General features: G+C 70.4%; 13 protein-coding genes. 2 read left to right on the top strand and 11 right to left on the bottom strand.

Going from position 1 to position 20,314, the window contains the following annotated elements; all coding sequences use genetic code 11:
* Window positions 1–82: 82 nt before the first annotated feature.
* Window positions 83–2,812 (top strand): SpoIIE family protein phosphatase/ATP-binding protein, encoded by a 2,730-nt coding sequence (locus tag HUT18_RS31665; protein ID WP_176103934.1) that lies wholly within the window; start codon window positions 83–85, stop codon window positions 2,810–2,812.
* Between the two features lie 71 nt (window positions 2,813–2,883).
* On the opposite strand, the gene HUT18_RS31660 is transcribed toward HUT18_RS31665, so the two are convergent.
* From HUT18_RS31660 to HUT18_RS31645, 4 genes are all read right to left on the bottom strand, one after another.
* Window positions 2,884–3,960, bottom strand: coding sequence for an ABC transporter permease (locus HUT18_RS31660; protein WP_176103933.1), 1,077 nt, complete (start codon window positions 3,958–3,960; stop codon window positions 2,884–2,886).
* Between the two features lie 264 nt (window positions 3,961–4,224).
* On the bottom strand, window positions 4,225–6,285 hold the full coding sequence (locus HUT18_RS31655; RefSeq protein ID WP_176103932.1) for an NPCBM/NEW2 domain-containing protein: 2,061 nt from the start codon (window positions 6,283–6,285) through the stop codon (window positions 4,225–4,227).
* A 144-nt stretch (window positions 6,286–6,429) separates the two neighbouring features.
* A complete protein-coding gene (locus HUT18_RS31650; RefSeq protein WP_176103931.1) occupies window positions 6,430–8,169 on the bottom strand; it encodes a hypothetical protein in 1,740 nt (579 codons plus the stop codon).
* A gap of 484 nt (window positions 8,170–8,653) precedes the next feature.
* Complete coding sequence (locus HUT18_RS31645) at window positions 8,654–10,183, bottom strand: alkaline phosphatase family protein (protein WP_176103930.1); 1,530 nt, start codon at window positions 10,181–10,183, stop codon at window positions 8,654–8,656.
* Window positions 10,184–10,330: 147 nt separating this feature from the next.
* Here HUT18_RS31645 and HUT18_RS31640 point away from each other — a divergent pair, with 147 nt between their 5' ends.
* Window positions 10,331–11,224: a LysR family transcriptional regulator gene (locus HUT18_RS31640; protein WP_176103929.1), complete on the top strand. Its 894-nt coding sequence runs from the start codon at window positions 10,331–10,333 to the stop codon at window positions 11,222–11,224.
* A gap of 10 nt (window positions 11,225–11,234) precedes the next feature.
* Here HUT18_RS31640 and HUT18_RS31635 read toward each other — a convergent pair whose 3' ends face one another.
* The 7 genes from HUT18_RS31635 to HUT18_RS31605 all read right to left on the bottom strand — a co-directional run bounded on the left by HUT18_RS31635 (window position 11,235) and on the right by HUT18_RS31605 (window position 20,298).
* Window positions 11,235–12,689, bottom strand: a complete 1,455-nt coding sequence (locus tag HUT18_RS31635) for an aldehyde dehydrogenase (protein WP_176103928.1) — start codon at window positions 12,687–12,689, stop codon at window positions 11,235–11,237.
* A 116-nt stretch (window positions 12,690–12,805) separates the two neighbouring features.
* A complete protein-coding gene (locus HUT18_RS31630; protein WP_217710535.1) occupies window positions 12,806–13,906 on the bottom strand; it encodes a zinc-binding dehydrogenase in 1,101 nt (366 codons plus the stop codon).
* 17 nt (window positions 13,907–13,923) lie between these two features.
* Complete coding sequence (locus HUT18_RS31625; RefSeq protein WP_176103926.1) at window positions 13,924–15,225, bottom strand: MFS transporter; 1,302 nt, start codon at window positions 15,223–15,225, stop codon at window positions 13,924–13,926.
* A gap of 117 nt (window positions 15,226–15,342) precedes the next feature.
* Entirely contained in the window at window positions 15,343–16,695 is a 1,353-nt protein-coding gene (phnA, locus tag HUT18_RS31620) for a phosphonoacetate hydrolase (RefSeq protein ID WP_176103925.1), read from the bottom strand.
* 253 nt (window positions 16,696–16,948) lie between these two features.
* Complete coding sequence (locus tag HUT18_RS31615) at window positions 16,949–18,295, bottom strand: ABC transporter substrate-binding protein (protein WP_176103924.1); 1,347 nt, start codon at window positions 18,293–18,295, stop codon at window positions 16,949–16,951.
* Between the two features lie 77 nt (window positions 18,296–18,372).
* On the bottom strand, window positions 18,373–19,374 hold the full coding sequence (locus tag HUT18_RS31610) for a carbohydrate ABC transporter permease (protein WP_176103923.1): 1,002 nt from the start codon (window positions 19,372–19,374) through the stop codon (window positions 18,373–18,375).
* Window positions 19,375–19,392: 18 nt separating this feature from the next.
* On the bottom strand, window positions 19,393–20,298 hold the full coding sequence (locus tag HUT18_RS31605; protein WP_254879126.1) for a carbohydrate ABC transporter permease: 906 nt from the start codon (window positions 20,296–20,298) through the stop codon (window positions 19,393–19,395).
* Window positions 20,299–20,314: the final 16 nt, after the last annotated feature.

Genomic DNA, 20,314 nt, shown 5'->3' with positions numbered 1-20,314 from the left:
CGTGCCCTCCGTCGCGTGACGCGCCCTCCCACCTCGGCCGGGTCTCCCCGGCCCGCCGCACGACCTGTACGAAGCTGACCGAATGGTCGAATCCGGGTACTCCTCACGGCCGGGGTCCGTCCGGCGCCGCCTGCCGGGACTGGTCCCGCGGAGCGTCGCGGGGCAGGTGCTGCTGTTGCAGGTCGTCGTGGCGCTGGTGCTGATCGCCGCGACCGTGCTGCTGCTCGTCGTACAGTCCCGGCACCAGGCGGTGGACGAGGCGCGCGACCGGTCGCTCGGCGTCGCGACGGCGTTTCGCGACGCGCCGGGAACCGTCGACGCCATGCGCTCCGAGGACCCGAGCCGGGTGCTCCAGCCCAGCTCGGAGAAGATCCGCAAGGACGCGCGCGTCGGCTACGTCGTGACCTTCGACCCGAAGGGCATCCGCTGGTCGCATCCGGACCCGAGCCGCATCGGCGGTCATGTGACGGGTTCCTTCGAACCCGCGCTGTCGGGCAAGCCCTTCCAGGAGACCTTCGACAGTGCGCTCGGTCGGGCGGTCGACACCACGGTCGCCGTCTTCGACGAGGAGCGGAAGGTCGTCGGGCTGATCTCGGTCGGCATCTACGTGAAGAGCGTCAACGACCAGGTCGCGCACCAGTCGGCGGCGCTCTTCGGCATCGCGGGCGGAGCACTCCTGCTGGCCGCCGCGGGCTCGGCCGTGGTGAGCCGACGGCTGCGCCGCCAGACGCGGGGGCTCGCACCCGCGGAGATGACGCGCATGTACGAACACCACGACGCCGTACTGCACTCGGTGCGCGAGGGCGTGCTCATCATCGACGACCGGGGCGTACTGACCCTGGCCAACGACGAGGGGCACCGGCTCCTGAACCTGCCGCCGGACGCCGAACAGCGTCCGGTGAGCGAGCTGGGCCTGGCGCCCGAGATCACCGAACTCCTGGTCTCCGGCCGGTCCAGCAGCGACGAGGTGCACGCCTCGGGGGACCGGCTGCTCGCGGTAAACCTGCGCACCGTCGAGCGCCGCGGGGTCCCGACGGGCAGCGTCGCCACCCTGCGGGACACCACCGAACTGCGCGAACTGGCCGGAAGGGCCGAGACCGCCCGCTCACGTCTGCAGTTGCTCTACGACGCCGGAACCCGCATCGGCACCACACTCGACGTCAAGCGGACCGCCGAGGAACTGGCGGGTGTCGCGGTACCGCAGTTCGCCGAGTTCGTCACCGTCGAGCTCTTCGAACCCGTACTGCGCGGCGAGGAGCCGCCGGGCGGGAGCACCGAGATGCGGCGCGCCGCCGCCACCGGGGTGCGCGCGGACCACCCGCTGTCCCCCGTCGGCGAGTTGCTGCACTTCCCGCCGACCAGCCCGTCGGCGCGCGGGGTCGCCGAGGGCAGGGCCGTCCTCGCGGCGGACCTGTCCGCCTCCGGGAGCTGGCGCGCCCAGGATCCGGAACGCACCCGCAGAGTGCTGCACTACGGCATCCACTCGCTGATCTCGGCGCCGCTCCAGGCGCGCGGGGTGGTCCTCGGCAGCGTCGACTTCTGGCGCAAGGACATGGAGCCGTTCGACGCGGAGGACCTGTCCTTCGCCGAGGAGCTGGCGGCACGGGCGGGCGTGGCCATCGACAACGCGCGCCGCTACACCCAGGAGCACGCGACGGCGGTCACGCTGCAACGCAGCCTGCTCCCGCGCGTCCTGCCCGAGCACTCCGCCCTGGAGGTCGCCCACCGCTATCTGCCCGCCCAGCCGGGGGTGGGCGGCGACTGGTACGACGTCATCCCGCTGCCCGGCGCCAGGGTCGCACTGGTGGTCGGCGACGTCGTCGGACACGGTCTGCACGCGGCGGCCACCATGGGCCGCCTGCGCACGGCCGTGCACAACTTCTCCGCCCTGGACCTCTCCCCCGACGAGCTTCTCGCCCACCTCGACGACCTCGTCACCCGGCTCGACGAGGAGAGCGGCACCGGGGTCGGCGTCTCCGGAGCGACGTGTCTGTACGCGGTCTACGACCCGGTGGGCGGACGCTGCACCCTGGCCAGGGCGGGGCACCCCGGCCCGGCGCTCGTACTTCCCGACGGCAGCGTGAGCTACCCCGAGGTGCCGGTCGCGCCACCGCTGGGCGTGAGCGAAGGGCTGCCCATGGAGACCACCGAACTCGATCTACCCGAGGGCAGCAGCCTGGTCCTGTTCACCGACGGCCTGATCGAGCGCCGCGACCGGGACCTCGGCGAGGGCCTCGACCTGTTGCGCCGCACGCTCGCCCACCCCGGCCGCGCCCCGCACGACATCTGCCGCGCGGTCCTCGACGCGATGCTGGGCGAACGACCCACCGACGACGTCGCCCTGCTCGTCGCACGGACCCACCTCCTCGACCCCCGCCGCGTCGCGTCCCGCGAGGTGCCGGACGACCCGAACGCCGTCTCCGGCATCCGTGCCGAGGCCGCGCGCGTACTCGAATCGTGGGGACTGGGAGCGATCGCCTTCACCACCGAACTCATCGTCAGCGAACTGGTCACCAACGCCATCCGCTACGGAGCTCCCCCGATCCGGTTCCGCCTGCTGCACCACGAGGACACCCTGATCTGCGAGGTGGCCGACGCCAGCAGCACCGCACCGCATCTGCGCCGGGCCGCCACGACCGACGAGGGCGGGCGGGGCCTGTTCATCATCGCCCGGATCGCCCAGCGCTGGGGCACCCGCTACACCCCGCGCGGCAAGGTCATCTGGGCCGAACAGTCCCTGCGGACACCACCGCCCGAGGAGGAGATGGACGGCGAGGCGTTGTTGGAACAGTGGTCGGACGAGGGCTGGTAGTGGGGATGTCGGGCCGGGGGACGGTTCGAGGGTGAGCGCTCCGGGCTACGGGCACGGCTGCGGGATACGGGCTACGGGCTCTCCGAGCCGGAGTCCCCGGCCCGCGCATGCGGCCGTGGCGAGCCGCGCAGAGCCGCACAGAACAGCGTCAGCGCCGCGCCGCACACCACCCAGGCGCCGAGTACCCGCAGTGTTCCCCCGGCCCCGTTGCCGTCGAAGTAGACGACGGAGCGCACGCCTTCGAGTCCGGCACCGGGTGGCAGCAGCGGACCGACCGTGCGCCAGAAACCCGGGAGCAGCGGGTGCGGGAACATCCCCCCTGCGCTCGGCAGTCCGAGGACCACGATCAGCAGTACGGCCACGGCGATCCCCGCCTCCCCCGCCGCTTCCCGCAGGGCGAGTGCGCCGGCCGCGGCGGCCAGGACGAGCAGCGAGCCGAGGCCCCACAGGGCCCAGACACTGCCCGGCAGGGCGTCCAGGACGGGCCCGGCGACCAGCGCCCCGAGCAGCCCCGCGACCAGGGCGTACAGGGCGAGACCGGCGAGTCGGGCGAGCGGGCCGCGGAAACGGCCCGAGCGCCCCCGGGCGGGCGCCGAGAGCGCGCCCAGCAAAAGGCCTCCGCCGCACCATCCGACGACGAGCGAGAAGGAGGCCAGCGACCGAGGGTCGCCGGGTGCGCCGGGGACGATGTCCCGTACGCGCACGGTCCGGCCCTGGGTGCGCTCGGCGGCCCTGACGTACGCGGCGAGTTCCCTGGCCAGTTCTGGGCCCGCGCCTCCGGCGACGAGCAGCACGTCGGCTGTGCCGTCGGGGTCCAGGATCAGTGCGCCGTCCACGTCCCGGTCCAGGATCTGGCGCCGGGCCGCCGCCTCGCTCGCCACCCGCCGTGGGTCCACCGGTTCGCCGGGGAGCAGGGCCAGCCGGTAGAAGGCGTCGTCGCCGACGCGGGTGCTGGGCACGGTGACGGCGAGCGGGATGCGGTGCGCGTCCCGGTTCCGCAGTGCCCCGACGCACGAGGCGACAAAGGCGATCTGCAAGACGAGGACGCACAACGCGACGGCCGCCCACCGCCCGCCGGGCGTGCGCGCGGACCCGTCACGCGTCTCGACGCCCGGACGCCCGCCGCCGTCGTCCGAGCGCTGTGCCATGCGCCCAACCTCGCCTCGGCCGCCCCGGGTCGCAGCCGGGGCGGGGCCGAAAGACTGACCGGGCCGGAACGGGAGGAGTTCCCGTTCCGGCCCGGGCCGGTCTCGCGGCCGACCGCGAGGCGGTCGAGGTGGTCGACTCTCAGCGGTCGACCGCGAGGCGGTGGTGGTGCTCGGCCCGGGTAGGACTCGGCGGTCGGGCCCGGCCGGTCACCTCGGGCGCGGGGCACCCCCGACCCTGTCCCAGCGGTCGGTACGGGACCTGTCTCAGCAGTTGATCTTCAGGTCGGCCCAGTCCGCGTGGTCGGAGTCGTTGCCGTCGCCGCCGTCGGTGGCGACGAGGGTGACGGTGCGGGCTCCGGCCACGTCGGCGGTGATCTCCTGTGCCGCCTGCGCGTTGGTGAGTACGCCGGTACGTGCGACGGTCTTGCCGTCGGCGCGGACCTCGAAGGTCACCGTGCCCTTGTCGCCCGTCTCGTCGTCGAGGCCGACCTGTGCCGTCACCCGGTCACAGCGGCCCGCCGTGTAGTACTCGACCGAACTGTCCGCGTGTGCGCCGAGGCCCTTCTCCCAGGTCTTGCCGCCGATGGTGAGCGTGCGGCCGTCACCGGCCGCGGTCTCGCCGTTGCTGCGGTCCTTCTCGACCGGGCCCCAACCGTTGACCGAGCCGAGCGGCGCCAGGTCGCTCAGGTACGACTGCCCGTCCTTGGGCGCCCGCGCCAGGCGTACCGAGACCGGCGAGGTCGCCGTGACGCGGTCACCGGCGACGGTGCGGTACGTGGTCGTCAGCTTGAGCTCGTACGTGCCGGGCTCGGTCGCCTCGGGGGCCGTGACCCGCCAGTCGGTGGCCAGCTTCTCGCCGCCGGGCAGCTCGGACGTACCGGGCCGGGACTCGGACTTGATGGTCCAGCCCTTGGGGCCGGTCAGCCTGGTGGAGACCGAACGCACGGGAACGCCACCGAAGTTGTGCGTCGTGGAGGTGACGCGCACCGCGCTGCCCGGCTCGGTGACCGTGTTGCCGGCCACGCCGGAGTCGACCGACGGGGGCAGCGAGGCCCAGTCGGCCTCGGGGCTCACGCGGACCAGGACGGTGCCGTGCGCGGGAACGGTCGCCGCGATGGTGCCCGAGGTGTGGGTGTCCTTGTGCTTCCACAGGTCACGGACCCGGTAGCCGTCCGCCTCGGGCAGACCGGCCTTCTCGGCGGTGGTGGAGAGGTACTGCGACTGGTCGCTCTCGTTGAACAGGGCCACGACGCGGCTGCCGTCGGACATTTCCTTGGCGACCACCCAGCGACCGTTCTCGGAGCTGAGCACCTTGCCCTGCTTGCCGAGCTTGTCCTGGTCGACCGCGATGACCTCCTTGTTGGACAGGATGTCGAAGGCCGACTGCGGGGCCTTGCGCAGGTCCGAGCCGATGAGCAGCGGCGCGGCCATCACGGACCACATGGAGAAGTGGGTGCGGTACTCGGTGTCCGTCATACCGCCGTTGCCGACTTCGAGCATGTCCGGGTCGTTCCAGGCGCCGGGGCCCGCGTACTCGTCGAGCGGCAGGTTCTTCTTCATGATCGACAGCATGGAACCCCAGTTGTCACTGATGTCCCCGGTGGTGCGCCAGAGTTGGCCCACCCCCTTCGCCCACTCCCAGGGCTTGTTCTGGCCCCACTCGCAGATGCTGAACACCATCGGACGGCCGGTGGCCTTCAGCGCGTCCCGCATGGTGGTGTAGCGCTGCTTGGCGTCCACACCCTCGTTGTTGCAGTTGTCGTACTTGAGGTAGTCGACGCCCCAGTCCGCGAACTGCTGGGCGTCGCTGTACTCGTGGCCGAGGCCGCCCGGGAAGCCGATGTCGCTACAGGTCTTCGTACCCGCGCTGGTGTAGATGCCGAACTTCAGTCCCTTGGAGTGGACGTAGTCCGCAACTGCCTTGATTCCGTTGGGGAATCGCTTGGGATCGGGGACCAGCTTGCCCTCGGCGTTCCGCTCGGGCAGCGCCCAGCAGTCGTCGAGATTGATGTACTTGTAGCCCGCGTCCTTGAGCCCCTTCTCGATGAAGAGGTCGGCCATGCCTTTGACCATCTGCTCGTTGAACTCGGCGCGGCAGTGGGTGGAGTTCCAGTTGTTGAAGCCCATCGGCGGGGTGAGCGCCAAGTGGTCGTCGTCCGCGGGTGCTTGAGCGGCCGGAGCCTCAGCGGCGTCGCGCTGCGGGGCCGGCGCGGCGAATGCCGGGGAGGCGAGCGCGCTCGCGCACAGTACGCCCGCGACGGCGGCGGCGACCGCGCCGCGCCGGTGTGGACCGAACCTGACTCTCAGCGGGGGAAGGTGAGCCATGTGCGGACTTCTCCTCTGTGGTAGCTGACTTCGGTTGCGTTCGGCGGCCGAGCGGGCCCGCCTGGTGGAACGTCGAGGTGGAACCAGTCCCCACCGGTGGCCAACTCCCGGCGTCGGTGGGCGACTTCACCGACCGAGGCCGCGTCAGCGGTAGTCGACGGTGTTGTAGTAGAGGCAGGTGAGGGCGCTCGTGCCGACGTCATGGCCATCGGCGGTGCGGTGCTGCCAGAACTCCTCGAAGGTGCCGGAGACGTGGTGCACGAAGGTGTCCCACAACGGGCCCATCGGGTCCTCGGAGCAGGTGTCGTCCTTCTCGTGGCGGCTGGCGTCGACGAGGTCGATCAGCGACCCGGCGATCCGGCCCTCGACGGTGTCGCCGTCCTCCCAGACGCGGCCGGGGAAACTCGTCCCCCAGGTGGCGTTCTCCAGGTCGAGGGTCGCGCCGGTCTCCCAGCGGAAGGTGGGGTCCTCAAGGACCGTGGCCGCGTAGTAGGTGGGCCAGCCCTCGGTCCAGGCGCAGCCGGGCGAACTCGCGCGGTGCAGGGAGTGCGGCGAGCAGTTCGGGGAGTTGGGGAAGGCGTTCTCGTACACGTCGTCCATCAGCCCGTGCCCGAACTCGTGCAGGACGACGACCGGCAGGTCCGGGGTGGCCGCCGAGATGTAGGCGGCGTCCTCCTGGAGGTCGTACCAGCAGCAACTGGTCGAGTCCGGCTCCCAGTTGACGACCGCGCGGCGGCAGGTGCCGTCCTCGGTGTCCCAGCACTCGCCCTTGGCCTGGAAGTCCCAGGCGCTGTTTATCGTGTCGAAGGCCTGGACGCCGCGCATGAGTTCGGCCGCGGCGGGCTGTACGTCACCGAAGTCGGCGGTGGCGCCGTTCTTCAGGCCCTTCTTGGTGGCCGTGGTGAACTCGTAGGCCGCCTTGGTCGTCTTGGACCGGATCACCCACTGCGGGTTCTCGGTGGCGAACCGGACCTTCACGTCCTGGCCGGTGCCCTCGTCGTCCTTGTTGGCGAAACACAGCCGGTAGTCGCCGAGTTCGCCGGTGACCCCGGAGGCGAGCAGCTCGTCGCCGTCCGCGTCCTCGTCGTAGACCCGTACCTCGGCGTTGGCCCCGACGCGGGTGTAGCCGGTGTGCTCGACGTAGTTCCAGGTGCCCGTCACACAGGCCTCACCCTTGCCGGGGCCCTCGGCCGCGCCCCCGGCGGCCACCGGCCGGTGCTTCCAGGCGAGGTTGGCGCGGGTGGCCGGAGAGGCGGTCGGCGCCACCTCGTTGGCCTTGTCGACGGCGATGCCGGGCTTGGAGGACTCCTTGCCGACGGTGAAGTAGTTGTTGTCGGTCGCGGAGTGGGCGCCGCTCGGGGTGTTCGCCGTGGCGCGGATCTCCACGGGTCCGGTGCCCACGGCCTCGATCCTGCCGGTCAGGCGCAGGGGTTCGGCGCCGGTCACCTCCTGGCGGCCTTCGGCGCTGCGGATGCCGCCCCGGTCGACGGGCCGCTTGGACGGCTTCGTCTTCGCCTCCAGCCCGTGCGGCGCCTCAACCCACTTGAGAGTGGCCGGGAGTTGGAGGTCGAGATCGACGTCGGCCTTGTCCGCGCTCGTGCTCACCTCGACCACGAGGTCGGCCTGAGCACCGAGCTTCGGCAGTCGGTCGAGCTTCACGTCGAGGGCGAGGCAGCTCGCGGAGTTGTCCGTGCGGTGTTCCACAGCGGCCTTGACCGGCTTGCAGTCGGGGGCCTCGGGCGCGGCCGGGGCGGCGGGAGATTCGGCGCCTCCAACTGCCTTGTCCGCCAGAGCTGTTGGGCTTGGCACGGCGGAGCCGGGCGCCGCCTGGGCGACCAGCGCCAGCGCCGCTGTGACGCTCAGGGCCAGAGAACGAAAGCGCATGCGGACGCCTTCCTTTCACCTGCGGTGCGGAACGGGGTGGGAGGGATCGGTTCGTCTGGCCCGAAACAGCGCTGCGCCGTCGGCCAACGGCGCGCGCACGGCGGTCACTTGGTGCAGCCCGGAGACCCGAACAGCACAAGAGACCTCAGGATGTGTTGCTTTACGCCGAACTTTCCAACAAAACCAATCACTTGAGGTGCGGCGTCATACTTCTGCGGCTCGTTGCCCTCCGTCAACCCCGCGGAAGGAATTTCCTTGTACGGCAGCCCTGTTCAGCGCCGAGCGCTGGGCATTCGCACCGCGCGACGGTGACCGGAATCCGTCATGGCGATTTTGTGCACCGGGAAGTCGGCACGGCGGGTAGGAATGCCCGGCAGCGTCAATTCCCGCCCCTGAACACCGGAATTCGGACTACGGCACACGGCCACGCCCACCGGCTCCGGGGCTCGGTGGGCGCGGCCACGTACGGGCGATTCGTACCGTCTCAGGAGGCGTAGAGCTGGAACCGGTCGACCACCCAGAAGAAGTCGTTGTCTCCTGTGTAGTGGAAGCGAAAGTGCACCGAGGTCGCGCCGTCCGGGACGGCTATGTCGAGGGACTGCTGCTGCGAGATGACGTCGGCGGTGTAACTCTTGATCACCTGCGGGGTTTTGGCATTGAAGGCCACGAGCACCTTCGCCGTCTGCTGTTCCACCTGGCGGTAGTGGGTGATGAACTTGAGGGTGAGCTCGCTCTTGCCGGAGATCCCGTACGTCGGCGATACGAGGGTCGAGTCGAAGGGGCCGGAGAAGGTCTTGTCGGACCACTCGTCGGAGTCGGCGACGGCGAAGACGCCGCGGGCGCGGACGTTCAGTTCACGCCACTGGTCGCGCTGGGTTCGCGACCAGAAGTCGTCGGTGGTGAAGGTCCAGCCGCGCCATTCGGTGACGCCGCCGGTGCCCATGGACTTGTTGTCGACGGACCAGCCGGACGGCGCGGTGTGGGTGAAACCGAGGATGTCGGCGGGGATGCCTGTCTCGTCGACCCGGGTGCCGAGCTTGCCCTGGAGCGTGTCGAAGCGGTCGTCGGTGCGCTCCTGGATCGGCTTGCCGTCCAGGCCCCAGGCGGGGTCGACGGGCAGCTTCAACTGCTTGAACACCGTGGGCACCACGTCCACGAGACGGGTGTCGAGGGGACGCCCGCCCGCTTCGATCCCGGGTCCCTCGGCGAGGATGAAGGTGCGCCGCTCCTCGATCGAGCTGCCGCCGTGCCCGCCCGCGTCGACATGACCGTGGTCCGTGGTGACCAGGATCGTCCAGCGCTCCGAGGCGTACGTGGGCCTGGCCTCGATGGCCGCTCTGAGCCTGCCGAGATGCACGTCCTGTCCGGCGATCGCGTCCAGATAGCGCTCGCCCGTCCCGCTCTCGTGGCCGACCTGGTCGGTGTAGCCGAAGTAGACGAAGAGGACGTCCGGGTTCTGGTTCCGGAGGATCGACGCCGCCTCGTCGGCGATCTTCTGGTCGTTGGGGATGTCGTGCTGCGGCAGTACCAGTTTGGCGTCCGCGCCCGCGGTGATCGCACCGTAGGTGTCCAGCGGCGGCCAGTCGACGGCCGCGTACGTGGACAGGCGCGGTGCGACCTCGGCCAGACGCGCCATCAGGCCCGGGTACTCGTCGAACCGGGCGCCCGTGAAGTTGTTGTCCTTCACGCCGTGCTTGTCCGGCCAGACGCCCGTCGAGACCGTCGACCAGCCCGCGCCGGAGACGGTCGGCGCCATCGGGTTGGCGTACAGCAGGGATCTGGCGTAGGTGCCGTTGCTCATCATCGCCTTGAGGTTCGGCGCGTTCGCCGCCTCGATCCGGTCGTGGCGGAGTCCGTCCATGCCGACGATCAGGATCTTGTCGTCGCTGGTGCCGTCGGGAAGGGTGGGGGCGGCCGCGGCCTCCCGGGCGGTCGCGAGGCCGGTGGCGGCGAGGGCCGCCGTCGCGGCACTCGCGGCGAGCACGGTTCGGCGGGACACGCCGTCGGTTGACATCGTGGTTCCTCCGGAAATGGTTGGTTGATGCTCGCGGCAGTACGGCCGCGCCGGTCGGCGCGCTCCGTGTGCCGCGGGACGGATTGGTGTGGGTGAGTGCGCTCCGGGTCCCGGAACGTGCGGGGCCCGGAGTGAAAGGTGCGCGGGATGGTGACCCTCAACCAGTTGCAGGTACTGGTGAAAGTGGTGGAGTCGAAGGGTTTCTCGGGCGCCGCGAAATCGCTGTTCACCAGTCAGCCCTCGGTGTCCAACCACATCCGGAACCTGGAGAACTCCTTCGGTGTGCCGCTGGTCCACCGCACCCGGCACGGCGCCCGGCCCACCCCGGCCGGTGAGGTCGTCGTCGAACACGCGCGGCGTATCTTCCGGATCCTGGACGAACTGGACCGGACCGTCGCCGGTTTCCGCGGTCTGAGCGGCGGTCGCCTTGTGCTGGCCGGTACGACGACGCTCGGCACCTACCTGCTGCCCCGGCTCCTTTCCGAGTTCTCGGCCTGGGCCCCGAAGGTGACCTGCGAGATCCGGGTGGGCAACGAGGAGACGGTCGAGTCCTGGCTGCTGCGCGGCGAGGTCGCGCTCGGGCTGTGCGTGGGCGCTCCGCGCGACGAACAGCTCACCTCCCAGCGGATGTTCGAGGAGGCGATGGTGCTGGTGGCCGCGCCGGACTCACCGCTCGTCGGCCGCCCGCTGACCCCGGCGGACCTGACCGGGCAGCGCTTCCTGATGCGCGAGGCGGGCTCGGCCACCCGCGCACTACAGGAGAGAGCCCTTGCCACCTGGGGTCTGGAGGAAGCCGAACGATGGGACATGTGGGGCCCCGACACGCTCAAGCAGGCGGTCTGCCAAGGGCTCGGCGCGGCAGTGGTGTCCGAGCACGTGGTCCGGCAGGAGACCGAGTCCGGTCTGCTGGCCACCCTGACCGTTCTCCCGGCGCCACCGACCCGGTCCGTCTCGCTCGTACGGCGGACCGACCGGATCCTCACCCCGCCCGAGGCGGCGTTCATGACCCTGGTGCGCGACATCGCCGAGTGGCCGGTCTGAGTGCTGGTGCTCAGTACTTGATGCACGCCGACCTCAGGTCGGTGTAGAAGTCCCAGACGTCGGGCGAGCATTCGGGCGCGCCGAGCTGCGAGGCCTTGGCACCCATGTGCGGCAGATGGGAGTACGCGCCCACGCCGGGCCGGTTGACGTGCAGCATGCCTGCCTGGAAGTCCTGCAGGGCCTGGAACATCAGTGCCGAGTCCCTGGTGAAGATGGTGCCGGACATCCCGTACTTCACCGAGTTGGAGATGCGCATCGCGTCCTCGTAGCCCTCGCAGTCGATGACCGAGAGCACCGGCCCGAAGACCTCCTCCTGGGCGATCTCGCTGTCCCAGGCGACGTCGGTGAGGACGGTGGGTTCGACGAAGTACCCGGGGGTGTCGCGTTCGGCGCGCCCGCCGCCGCAGGCGACCTTCGCGCCGGAGGCGACGGCCCCACGCACCGCCGCCAGGCAGGCCCGCATCCTCTCCTCGTTCACCACCGGGCCGATGTCCGCCCAGTCCTGGTCCCCGCGCCCGATCCGCATGGCGGCGACCCGCGGTACGAGGCGGTCGAGGAGCTGTTCGCGTACGGCGCGGTCCACGATGACCCGGCTGGTGGCGCTGCACCGCTGTCCGCTCTGTCCGAACGCCCCGTGCACGATGGCGTCCACGGCGGCGTCGAGGTCCGCGTCGGCGAGGACGATCAGGGCGTTCTTGCCGCCGAGTTCGAGCTGGGTGCGCAGCAGCCTCCCGGCGCCGGAGCGGTTGATGGCCTGCCCGACCGGGAGGGAGCCGGTGAAGGACAGGCCCGCCACGCGGGGATCGGTGACGAGCGCCTCGCCAGGCTCGCGGTCGCCCTGCACCAGGTTCAGTACGCCCGGGGGCAGTCCGGCGTCGGCGAAGGCCTGGACGAGGAGGGCCGAGGTCCACGGGGTCAGCGGCGAGGGCTTGAGTACCGCGGTACAGCCCGCGACCAGGGCGGGTGCGACCTTCCACATCGGGATCGCGACGGGGAAGTTCCAGGGGGTGATCAGGCCGACGACGCCGAGCGGGCGGCGGAAGGTCATGGCCAGGGTGCGCGGTTCCTCGGCCGGTGTGGTGACGCCGTTGATGCGCCGGGCCTCGCCGACGGTGAAGTCCAGGATCGCCAGCGAGCGCGCGACCTCGCCCCTGCCCTCGGCCAGCCGTTTGCCCTGCTCGCGGGTGATCGCCTCGGCGAACTCCTCGCGGCGCTCGCCGATCAGGGCCGCGGCGCCGGTGAGCACCTTGGCGCGTGCGATGGGGCCGAGGGCGTCCCAGTCCTTGAGCGCCCCGGTCGCCGCGGTGACGGCGGCGGCGGTGTCCTCGGCGCCGGACTCGGTGAACTCGCCCACGACGTCGTCCGTGTCCGCCGGGTTGAGGTTCGGCCGTACCCGTCCGGTCCCGGACGGCAGCCACCGGCCGTCGATGTGGTTGAGCAGATGGTCTGCGCTCGGCTGCGCCATGCGTGACTCCGTATGAGGTGAGGCGGCCCAACAAGGGCTGCGCGGCAGCGGGTTCGGGCGATGTCGAGGTCGGTGGGGGCGGATGGCGATGAGGGCAAGGGCGAGGGGGGCGGTTGTCAGTCCATGTGGACCGCGATGCGCGGCGCGCCGCCGGTACGGGCCGCGGCCACGGCCGCGTCGATCTCCGCGAGCGGGAAGGACGCGGGCACCAGTGCGGCGAACAGGTCCTGCCGCTCCGTACGGCCGAGGAAGTCCACCGCTTCGGCGAGGTCCTGTACGGCGTAGTTGTGGCTTCCCACCACGCGGCTCAGATTGCGCACGAAGGCGTTCGGCTCGAAGCTCACCTTCGGCCCGGGTGACACCGAACCGACGAGCGCCACGCGCCCGTCGAGTCCGACCAGGTCCAGGGCGGACTGGACGGCCCGGTGGTTGCCGGACAGTTCGAGCACCACGTCGGCGCCGAGGTCCCTGACCGCGGTTTCGAGCGCGCCGGGTGAACAGGCCACGTCCGCACCGAACTTGAGGGCCAGGTCGCGGCGGCCCGCGTCGACGTCACAGGCGATGACGTGCGCGGCGCCCCGGTCGCGGGCGTAGGCCACGGCGGTCAGGCCGAGCATCCCGCAGCCGGTGACGACCACCGTGTCCCCCGCGCCCAGCTCGGTGCGCCGGGCCGCGCACACCACGGTGGCGGTGGCGCAGTTCGCCGGGGCGGCGACGGCGGCGGGGATCGTGGCGGGCACCGGCACCAGGCCGGTCCCCGGGACCAGGTGACAGTGGGTGGCGAGCCCGCCGTTGTACCGCCATGCGTCGGTGAGCGCCTCGTGCCCGTACTTGCGCACGGCCAGGCACTTCTGCGGCACACCGCGCAGGCAGCGGCGGCAGGTGCCGCAGGAGGTGCCGATGGTCCAGGTGACCCGCTGTCCCTCGGTCACCGGCCGGCCGTCGGCCGTGTGCACGGTGCCGCCGACCGCGCTCACGTACCCGACCGCCTCGTGCCCGAGGACGGTGGGCACCGGGGTGGGCCGGTCCCCGGCGATGGTGTGCAGGTCGCTGCCGCAGAGGGTGGCCAGTTCGACCTGTACGAGGACTTCGCCGTCCCGCAGTCGCGGAAGGGGTTCGGCCCGTACGGTGAAGCCGCTTCGCGTGCCCGACCAGACGGCGGCGGCAGGGTCCTGGGGGATCCTCACATCGCGGGCCGGGCTGCTGAGTTGGGTCATGTGCGTGTCCCTCCCGGCTAACGCCGGATCGTCAGAGCGACCAGGGCGCTGCATCCGCAGGCCACGGCCACGAGCGGGAAGATCAGGCTGGTGTTGCCGGTGCTGTCCATGAGGTGGCCGATCATCGGCTCGGCGGCTCCGGCGAAGAGATAGGCGAAGCAGTTGACGGCCCCGGTGGCCGTACCGGCCATCCGCTTGCCCGCGATGTCGGGGCACAGGGCCCAGAACGAGGACTGGGGCCCGTAGACGAAGAACCCGGTGAGGAAGAGAACGACGATGCCGCTCGTCGTGCCCAGCGGTGCCTTGTACATCGTCAGCGCCATCACCGCGCCGAGCACCATGAACAGGATGATCGGACGGTCCCGTCGGGCGCCGAACAGGCGGTCCGATATCTGGCCGTTGACCAGCGCGCCGACCGCCATGCCCACCGGCAGGGCGACGGAGATCCACAGCGGGCTGATGGAACTGCCGCCGTCCTTCCAGTCCTCGCCGAGGAAATAGACCGGGACCCAGATCAACAGGCCGTAGCGGGCGGTGTTCTGGAAGCCGATCGCGATTCCGGCGGACCAGATCCCGGGTTTGCGCAGTACGGCCTTGTATCGCTGGAGGGACGTCTCGCCGGGCGCCTGGTCCGTGCCGTCGGTGTCGTCCTCCTCCTGGACGGCCCGGGGCGGGGTGACGCCCGCCTGGCGGGGGCTGTCCCTGGCCACGAGGAAGAAGACGAGCCCGCCCACCAGCATGAGCAGCACCGGCAGCCGGAAGATCCACTGCCAGTCGAGGTCGAGTGTGTCCACCATGACGGTGGAGGTGACGTAGGCGAGTACGGAGGCCATGCCCGCGGCGAAGGTGTAGAAGCCGAAGCTCTTGCCCCGCTCGCTCGGTGACCACCAGTTGGAGATCACGCGGCCGCCGGAGGGCCAGCCCAGGGACTGCGCGTATCCGTTCGCGCCCCAGAGCACGCCGAGCGAGCGTGCTCCGACGGCGAAGCTGGTGGCCCAGTTGAGCAGCGTGGACAGTACGGCACCGGCGGCCATCATGCGCCGCCCGCCCCACTTGTCGGCGAGGTTGCCGTTGATCATCTGTCCGGCGGCGTAGGACCAGAGCAGGATGCCGCTGATCGCGCCGAGGGTGGCCTTGCTCAGGCCGAGGTCCTCCTCGATACCGGGGATGGCGAAACCGAAGGTCTGGCGGCCCGTGTAGAAGAAGAAGTAGCAGAACATGGCCGCGAGCAGCATGCGCCACTTGAGCCGGTTGTACTGGTCTTGCCGCAGAGGTTCCGGGGTGCGGTTCCCGGACGTCAACTTCTCTGTGCTGGACATGATTCCGACCGATCTGGGGTGCCGTTTCCGCCGCGGGGAGACGGCGGGGGGAAGGCGGTGGCGACCGCCGGAGCGGTGGCCGTCCCTCGTGGGGCGGGAAGGGACGGCCCCGCTGTGTCAGAGCGCGTGAGCGGTTCCGCTCTCCTGCTGTGCGACCAAGGTGGTGGCCACCCAGAAGGCGTCGTAGTTGTGGACCAGGGCCTGGTCGCCGAAGGGCTTGTCGAGCGGCTCGGGAGCGGGGAGCCTCCGGTTGATCAGGAACGGGATCCGCAGTTCGCCGAGGGCTCCGTGGGAGCGCAGCGGAGCGTCGAGACCGCTGAGGTCGTGCCAGGCGGCGAAGCGGCCCAGCGCGGTCCCGGCCTCCGCGAGGATGACGACATCGCCGATGCGGTCCGCGGGGAGGGCGTAGCGCTCGGCGGCGGTCTCGCGGTCGTGGACCTCCTGCACCCCGTCGACGGTGCGCAGGGCCTCGATGACGGCCGCGGCGTCGACGCCCTCGGGCAGGTGCACGCTCGCGAAGGAGCCGAGGGCGCCGTGGTGCACGGTGTACGGGTCGGTGATCGGGAGGATCACCCGGAGGTCGCCCGCCTCGGCGTCGGGGGCGATGCCGAGGATCCGGCGGACCTCCTCCTCGACGTAGACGACCCGCGCGCGGCCCGCGTCGTCGGTCTTGGCGCTCATTCCGTGGTCCGCCGTGAGCACGACGATCGCGCCGAGCTCCGCGAGCCGGCCCGCGTAGTGGTCGATCTTCTCGTAGAGATCGTTGGCGGCCTCGGTGCCCGGCGCGTTCTTGTGCTGGATGTAGTCGGTCAGCGACAGGTACATCAGGTCCGCGCCGCGCGTCTCCATGATCCGTACGCCCGCGGCGAGCGCGAACTCGCTGAGGTCGGCCGAGTACACGCTGGGCAGCGGCTTGCCGACGAGGGCGAGCACATCGTCGATGCCGTTGTCCGCGACCGTCGCCAGGTCGGCCTTCTCCGCCGAGAAGCAGATGCCCCGCCGGGACGGCGCGACGAACTCGCCGGAACCGTCCAGGGCGGGTCCCTCCTCGACGAGCCCGGCGCCGAGCAGCCTGCGCAGCTTGTCCTTGGCGGTCACCACGACCACGTCCAGACCGGCCTCGTTGGCCGCCGCGAAGACCGTGGGGACGCGCAGGAAGCGCTTGTCGTTCATCAGCACCTCTTCACCGAGTTCGGTGTCGAAGAGGTAGTTGCCGCTGATGCCGTGCACCGCGGGCGGGTGGCCGGTCGCGATGGACACGTTGTTCGGGTTGGTGAGCGCGGGCATGGCGCAGTGCGCGGGCCATGAGCTGCCCTCACCGGCCAGGACCTTGCTGAGCCAGGGCATCCGTCCGGCTGCCATCGCTTCGAGGTGGTAGTCCGGCTCGCTTCCGTCGATGCAGATGACGACGACAGGACAGCTCGGCTTGACATAGGTCTTGCCGTTGACGGTGAACGTCCCTGATGTCACTGAGACTCCTTGGTGCTTTTCACGTGCCTGACATCCGTGGGACAAGAGACTGCTGCCGGCGCCTTCGGTGAGGAACCCCCGATTCGGTTATGGCGCGGATAGCCCCGGGCCCGGGTTTATACCGGGGCCACCGCCGTGAATCCAGAGGTCGTGAACGGGCGATATTGCCAATTCGGCGCCGTTCGGGAATTCGCTGCTCCCGCGAATGTCGTACGTGGTCACCGCGCGCACCGCGCCGCGGGCGTTCGGGCGGCTACTCCAGGAGCCGGTTCACCTCACGATTGAGCTTCCCCATCTCCGGTCCCGGCGCGGATTTCCCGGACAGCACCCGGTCCAGGGCGGGGTCGAGCAGGGCCAGGATGTCCCCGGCACGGTCCGTGACCGGCATCTCGAAGGTGGTTCCCTTTTCGACGTGGGTGGTGAACGGGGTGACGTCCACGCCCTTGTCCCGGAACGCGTCCTTGGCGATGCGGGTCGCCTCGGGCCGCGCCGGGAAGACGACGCCGTGCCGGGCGACGATGTTCTGGCACCGCTCACCGGACAGGAACTTCACCCACTGCCAGGCCTCCTCCTTCTTCTCGCTGCCGGACCAGATGGAGTCGGCCAGGCCGTTGAACATGCTCGCGCGCTTGCCCGTGGGACCCTCGGGGAGCGGGGCGAGTCCGGCCTTCACCCCCTTGAGGCCCTGGTACGTGGCGATGCCCCAGTCCCCGTCGGCGACCATGGCGTAGTTCCCGGCGCCGAACTGGTCGGAGGCCTCCACGCCGGAGTCCGCCTCCGCGAGCGGCGGCGCGTACCCCTTGGCTATGAGCCCGCGCAGCCAGGACAGGGCCTCGACGAAACGCGGGTCGTCGTAGCGGTAGCGGCTGCCCCAGGGGTTCTTGTCGGTGAACGTCCAGCCGTTGGCGGCGGCGAGCCAGGACCACAGCACCTGGCCCTGGTCCTGTCCGCCGTTGTCGCCGAAGCCGAAGCCGTAGGTGCGCACGTGCTCGCGGTCAAAGCCCGGCTCGTCGCCGTGGACGCCGTTCCGGTCCACGCTCAGCCGGGCCAGGACCTTCTCGAAGCTGCCGCCGTCCCGGGGATTCCAGTCCAGTGAGGCGAGTTCGGCCGCGTCGATGCCCGCCTCGCGCGTGAGGTCCTCGTTGTAGAAGAGCGCGACCGTGTCCCAGTCCTTGGGCAGGCCGTAGCGCTTCTTGTCGGGGCCCACCCACAGTTCGGCGAGGCCGGGCACATAGGCGCCGGTGTCCACCTTGTCCCGTGCGATGCGCTCGTCCAGCGGCTCCATCTGGCCGTTGGTGATGTACTCGCCGTACTTGCTCAGATGGTTCACGAAGACGTCCGGGGCGGTCTCGGCGACGAACCCCATGGTCAGCGACGACCAGTAGTCGCTGTATCCCTTCTGTTCGAACTTGATGCGGATACCGGGGTGGTCCTTCTCGAAGACCTTGGCGCACTCCTGGTAGGCGGGCAGTTGGTTGGTGTCCCAGAGCGCGTAGCGCAGTTGGCCGGGGGCGGACGAGCCGAGGCCGGACGGCGCGCAGCCGCTCAGCGTGAGCGGCAGCAGTGCCGCGCCGCACAGCAGAACGCGGGTGAGTTTCATACGGGGGCTCTCCTTCGAGAACCGCCCCGGGGCGCCCGGTTGGGGATGCCGGACGGCGCGGAGCGAGCGGGAGCCGGTCACTTGAGACCGGAGAACTGGATGGAGTTGATGACGCGTCGCCCGAAGACGAGCAGCAGCAGGACCATCGGGAGCGCCGCGAGTGTGGTGGCGGCCATCAGGCCCGCCCAGTCGGGGCTGCCCGCCGGGGTCTGCTGACGGAACACGCTGAGCGCGACGGTCAGCACCCGGACGTTCTCGTCCTGGCCGACCAGGTACGGCCACAAGTACTCGTTCCAGGACTGGAGATACGTCAGCAGGGCGAGTGTCGCCAGCGAGGCGGAGCTCATCGGGAGGATGATCCGCGTGAAGATCCGGAAGTGGCCCGCGCCGTCGATCCGTGCCGCCTCTTCGATCTCGTGACTGATGCCCAGGAAGAACTGCCGCATGAAGAAGACCGCGAACGGGGTCATGAAGAAGTGCGGCGCCACGATCCCGGCGAAGGTGTTGAGCAGCCCGAGTTCCTTGATGAGGACGAAGTTGGGCAGCATCGTGAAGATCGGCGGGATCATCATGGCCGTCAGGAACAGGAAGAAGACCAGGTCACGGCCGGGCCAGCGCAGTCGCGCGAAGGCGTACGCGGCCATGGTCGAGAAGGCCACCTGGCCGACGGTGACGAGGGTGGCCACGATCACCGAGTTGCGCAGGTACACCCAGAAGTACAGGGAGGCGCCGGAGCCGCCCTGCGCGCGGGCCTCCTCCGGGTCGGCGAGGCCGAGCACCCGCTCGAAGGCGCCCCAGGTGAACTCGGCGGGCAGCAGCGAGTCCGCGTGCGAGGGCAGCGCCCGGGAGTTGGACAGGCCGGTGCGCAGCACCAGGTAGAACGGCACCAGGGTGAGGAGCAGGACGAGGCCGAGAGCCAGCCAGGCCACCGCCCGGCCGGGTGAGGGCAGGCGTGGTCGCCGGGCGGCGGGGCCGCTTCTTCGCACGGGACTCGACGGGACGATTTCCTCGTCCAACTCCCCCGCGTTGGGCGCGAGTTCGGGTGCGGGCACGGAATCGGCCGCTTCGGTACGGGACATGACGATGCACCGGCCTCTCTATGCCAGGTCCGACTCGCCGGCTCGCATGAGCCGGAGTTGGATGAGGGTGATCACGGCGAGCAGGGCCATCAGGACCACGGACATCGCCGAGGCGTAGCCGTACTCGAACTGCGTGAAGGTCTTCTCGAAGATGTAGAAGTAGATGACCTTGGTGGAGTCGGCCGGGCCGCCCTCGGTCGTCACGGCGACCGTGTCGAAGATCTGGAACGAGCCGATCACCGTCATCACCAGGACCATGGCCAGCACCGGGCGCAGCAGGGGCAGGGTGATCCGGGTGAAGACCCTCAGCTCACCGGCGCCGTCGATGGCCGCGGCCTCGTAGACGTCCTTGGGGATGGTCTGCAGTCCGGCGAAGACCAGCAGGGCCGTGTAGCCGAGATGGCGCCAGACGTTGATCCCGGCGATGGTCGGAATGGCCCAGGTCTCGCTGCCGAGGAAGGGGATGCGGTCGGCCCCGGCCCAGTCCAGGACCTGGTTTCCGAAGCCGAGCCTAAAGTCCAGGATCCACAGGAACATCAGCGCCACCACCACGTTCGGGATGAGGTAGGGCAGCAGCACGATGCCGCGGATCACCGTGGACGAGGTCAGCCGGTGCAGCAGTACCGCGACGGCCAGGGCAAGCACCGTCTGCAGTCCGATGTTGATCGCCACGTATTCGGCGGTGATCCCCAGCGAACGCCAGAAGACCTCGTCCTCGAGCAGTGCCCGGTAGTTGTCGAGGCCCACGAACGAGGCGTCGCCGAGCAGATCCCATTCGGTGAGGCTGTACCAGATCCCGCGCAGTGCGGGCCAGACGAAGAAGACCAGGAACCCGAAGAGCGCGGGCCCGACGAAGACCATCGCCGAGCCGAGTTCGCGCCGACGTCTGCCCCGGCGCCGCCCGTTGACGTTTCCGGGAACCATCACCGAGGAGCCGACC

The organism is Streptomyces sp. NA04227, from assembly GCF_013364195.1.
Lineage (GTDB): Bacteria > Actinomycetota > Actinomycetes > Streptomycetales > Streptomycetaceae > Streptomyces.
Note: the sequence above shows the minus strand (reverse complement) of the source record. Positions and strands in the feature narration are given on the sequence as shown.

Bases quoted from the DNA above. Each gene is read 5' to 3' on its own strand.
- HUT18_RS31665 (WP_176103934.1), top strand. From the start codon at position 83: ATGGTCGAATCCGGGTACTCCTCACGGCCGGGGTCCGTCCGGCGCCGC.
- HUT18_RS31660 (WP_176103933.1), bottom strand. From the start codon at position 3,960: ATGGCACAGCGCTCGGACGACGGCGGCGGGCGTCCGGGCGTCGAGACG.
- HUT18_RS31655 (WP_176103932.1), bottom strand. From the start codon at position 6,285: ATGGCTCACCTTCCCCCGCTGAGAGTCAGGTTCGGTCCACACCGGCGC.
- HUT18_RS31650 (WP_176103931.1), bottom strand. From the start codon at position 8,169: ATGCGCTTTCGTTCTCTGGCCCTGAGCGTCACAGCGGCGCTGGCGCTG.
- HUT18_RS31645 (WP_176103930.1), bottom strand. From the start codon at position 10,183: ATGTCAACCGACGGCGTGTCCCGCCGAACCGTGCTCGCCGCGAGTGCC.
- HUT18_RS31640 (WP_176103929.1), top strand. From the start codon at position 10,331: ATGGTGACCCTCAACCAGTTGCAGGTACTGGTGAAAGTGGTGGAGTCG.
- HUT18_RS31635 (WP_176103928.1), bottom strand. From the start codon at position 12,689: ATGGCGCAGCCGAGCGCAGACCATCTGCTCAACCACATCGACGGCCGG.
- HUT18_RS31630 (WP_217710535.1), bottom strand. From the start codon at position 13,906: ATGACCCAACTCAGCAGCCCGGCCCGCGATGTGAGGATCCCCCAGGAC.
- HUT18_RS31625 (WP_176103926.1), bottom strand. From the start codon at position 15,225: ATGTCCAGCACAGAGAAGTTGACGTCCGGGAACCGCACCCCGGAACCT.
- HUT18_RS31615 (WP_176103924.1), bottom strand. From the start codon at position 18,295: ATGAAACTCACCCGCGTTCTGCTGTGCGGCGCGGCACTGCTGCCGCTC.
- HUT18_RS31610 (WP_176103923.1), bottom strand. From the start codon at position 19,374: ATGTCCCGTACCGAAGCGGCCGATTCCGTGCCCGCACCCGAACTCGCG.
- HUT18_RS31605 (WP_254879126.1), bottom strand. From the start codon at position 20,298: ATGGTTCCCGGAAACGTCAACGGGCGGCGCCGGGGCAGACGTCGGCGC.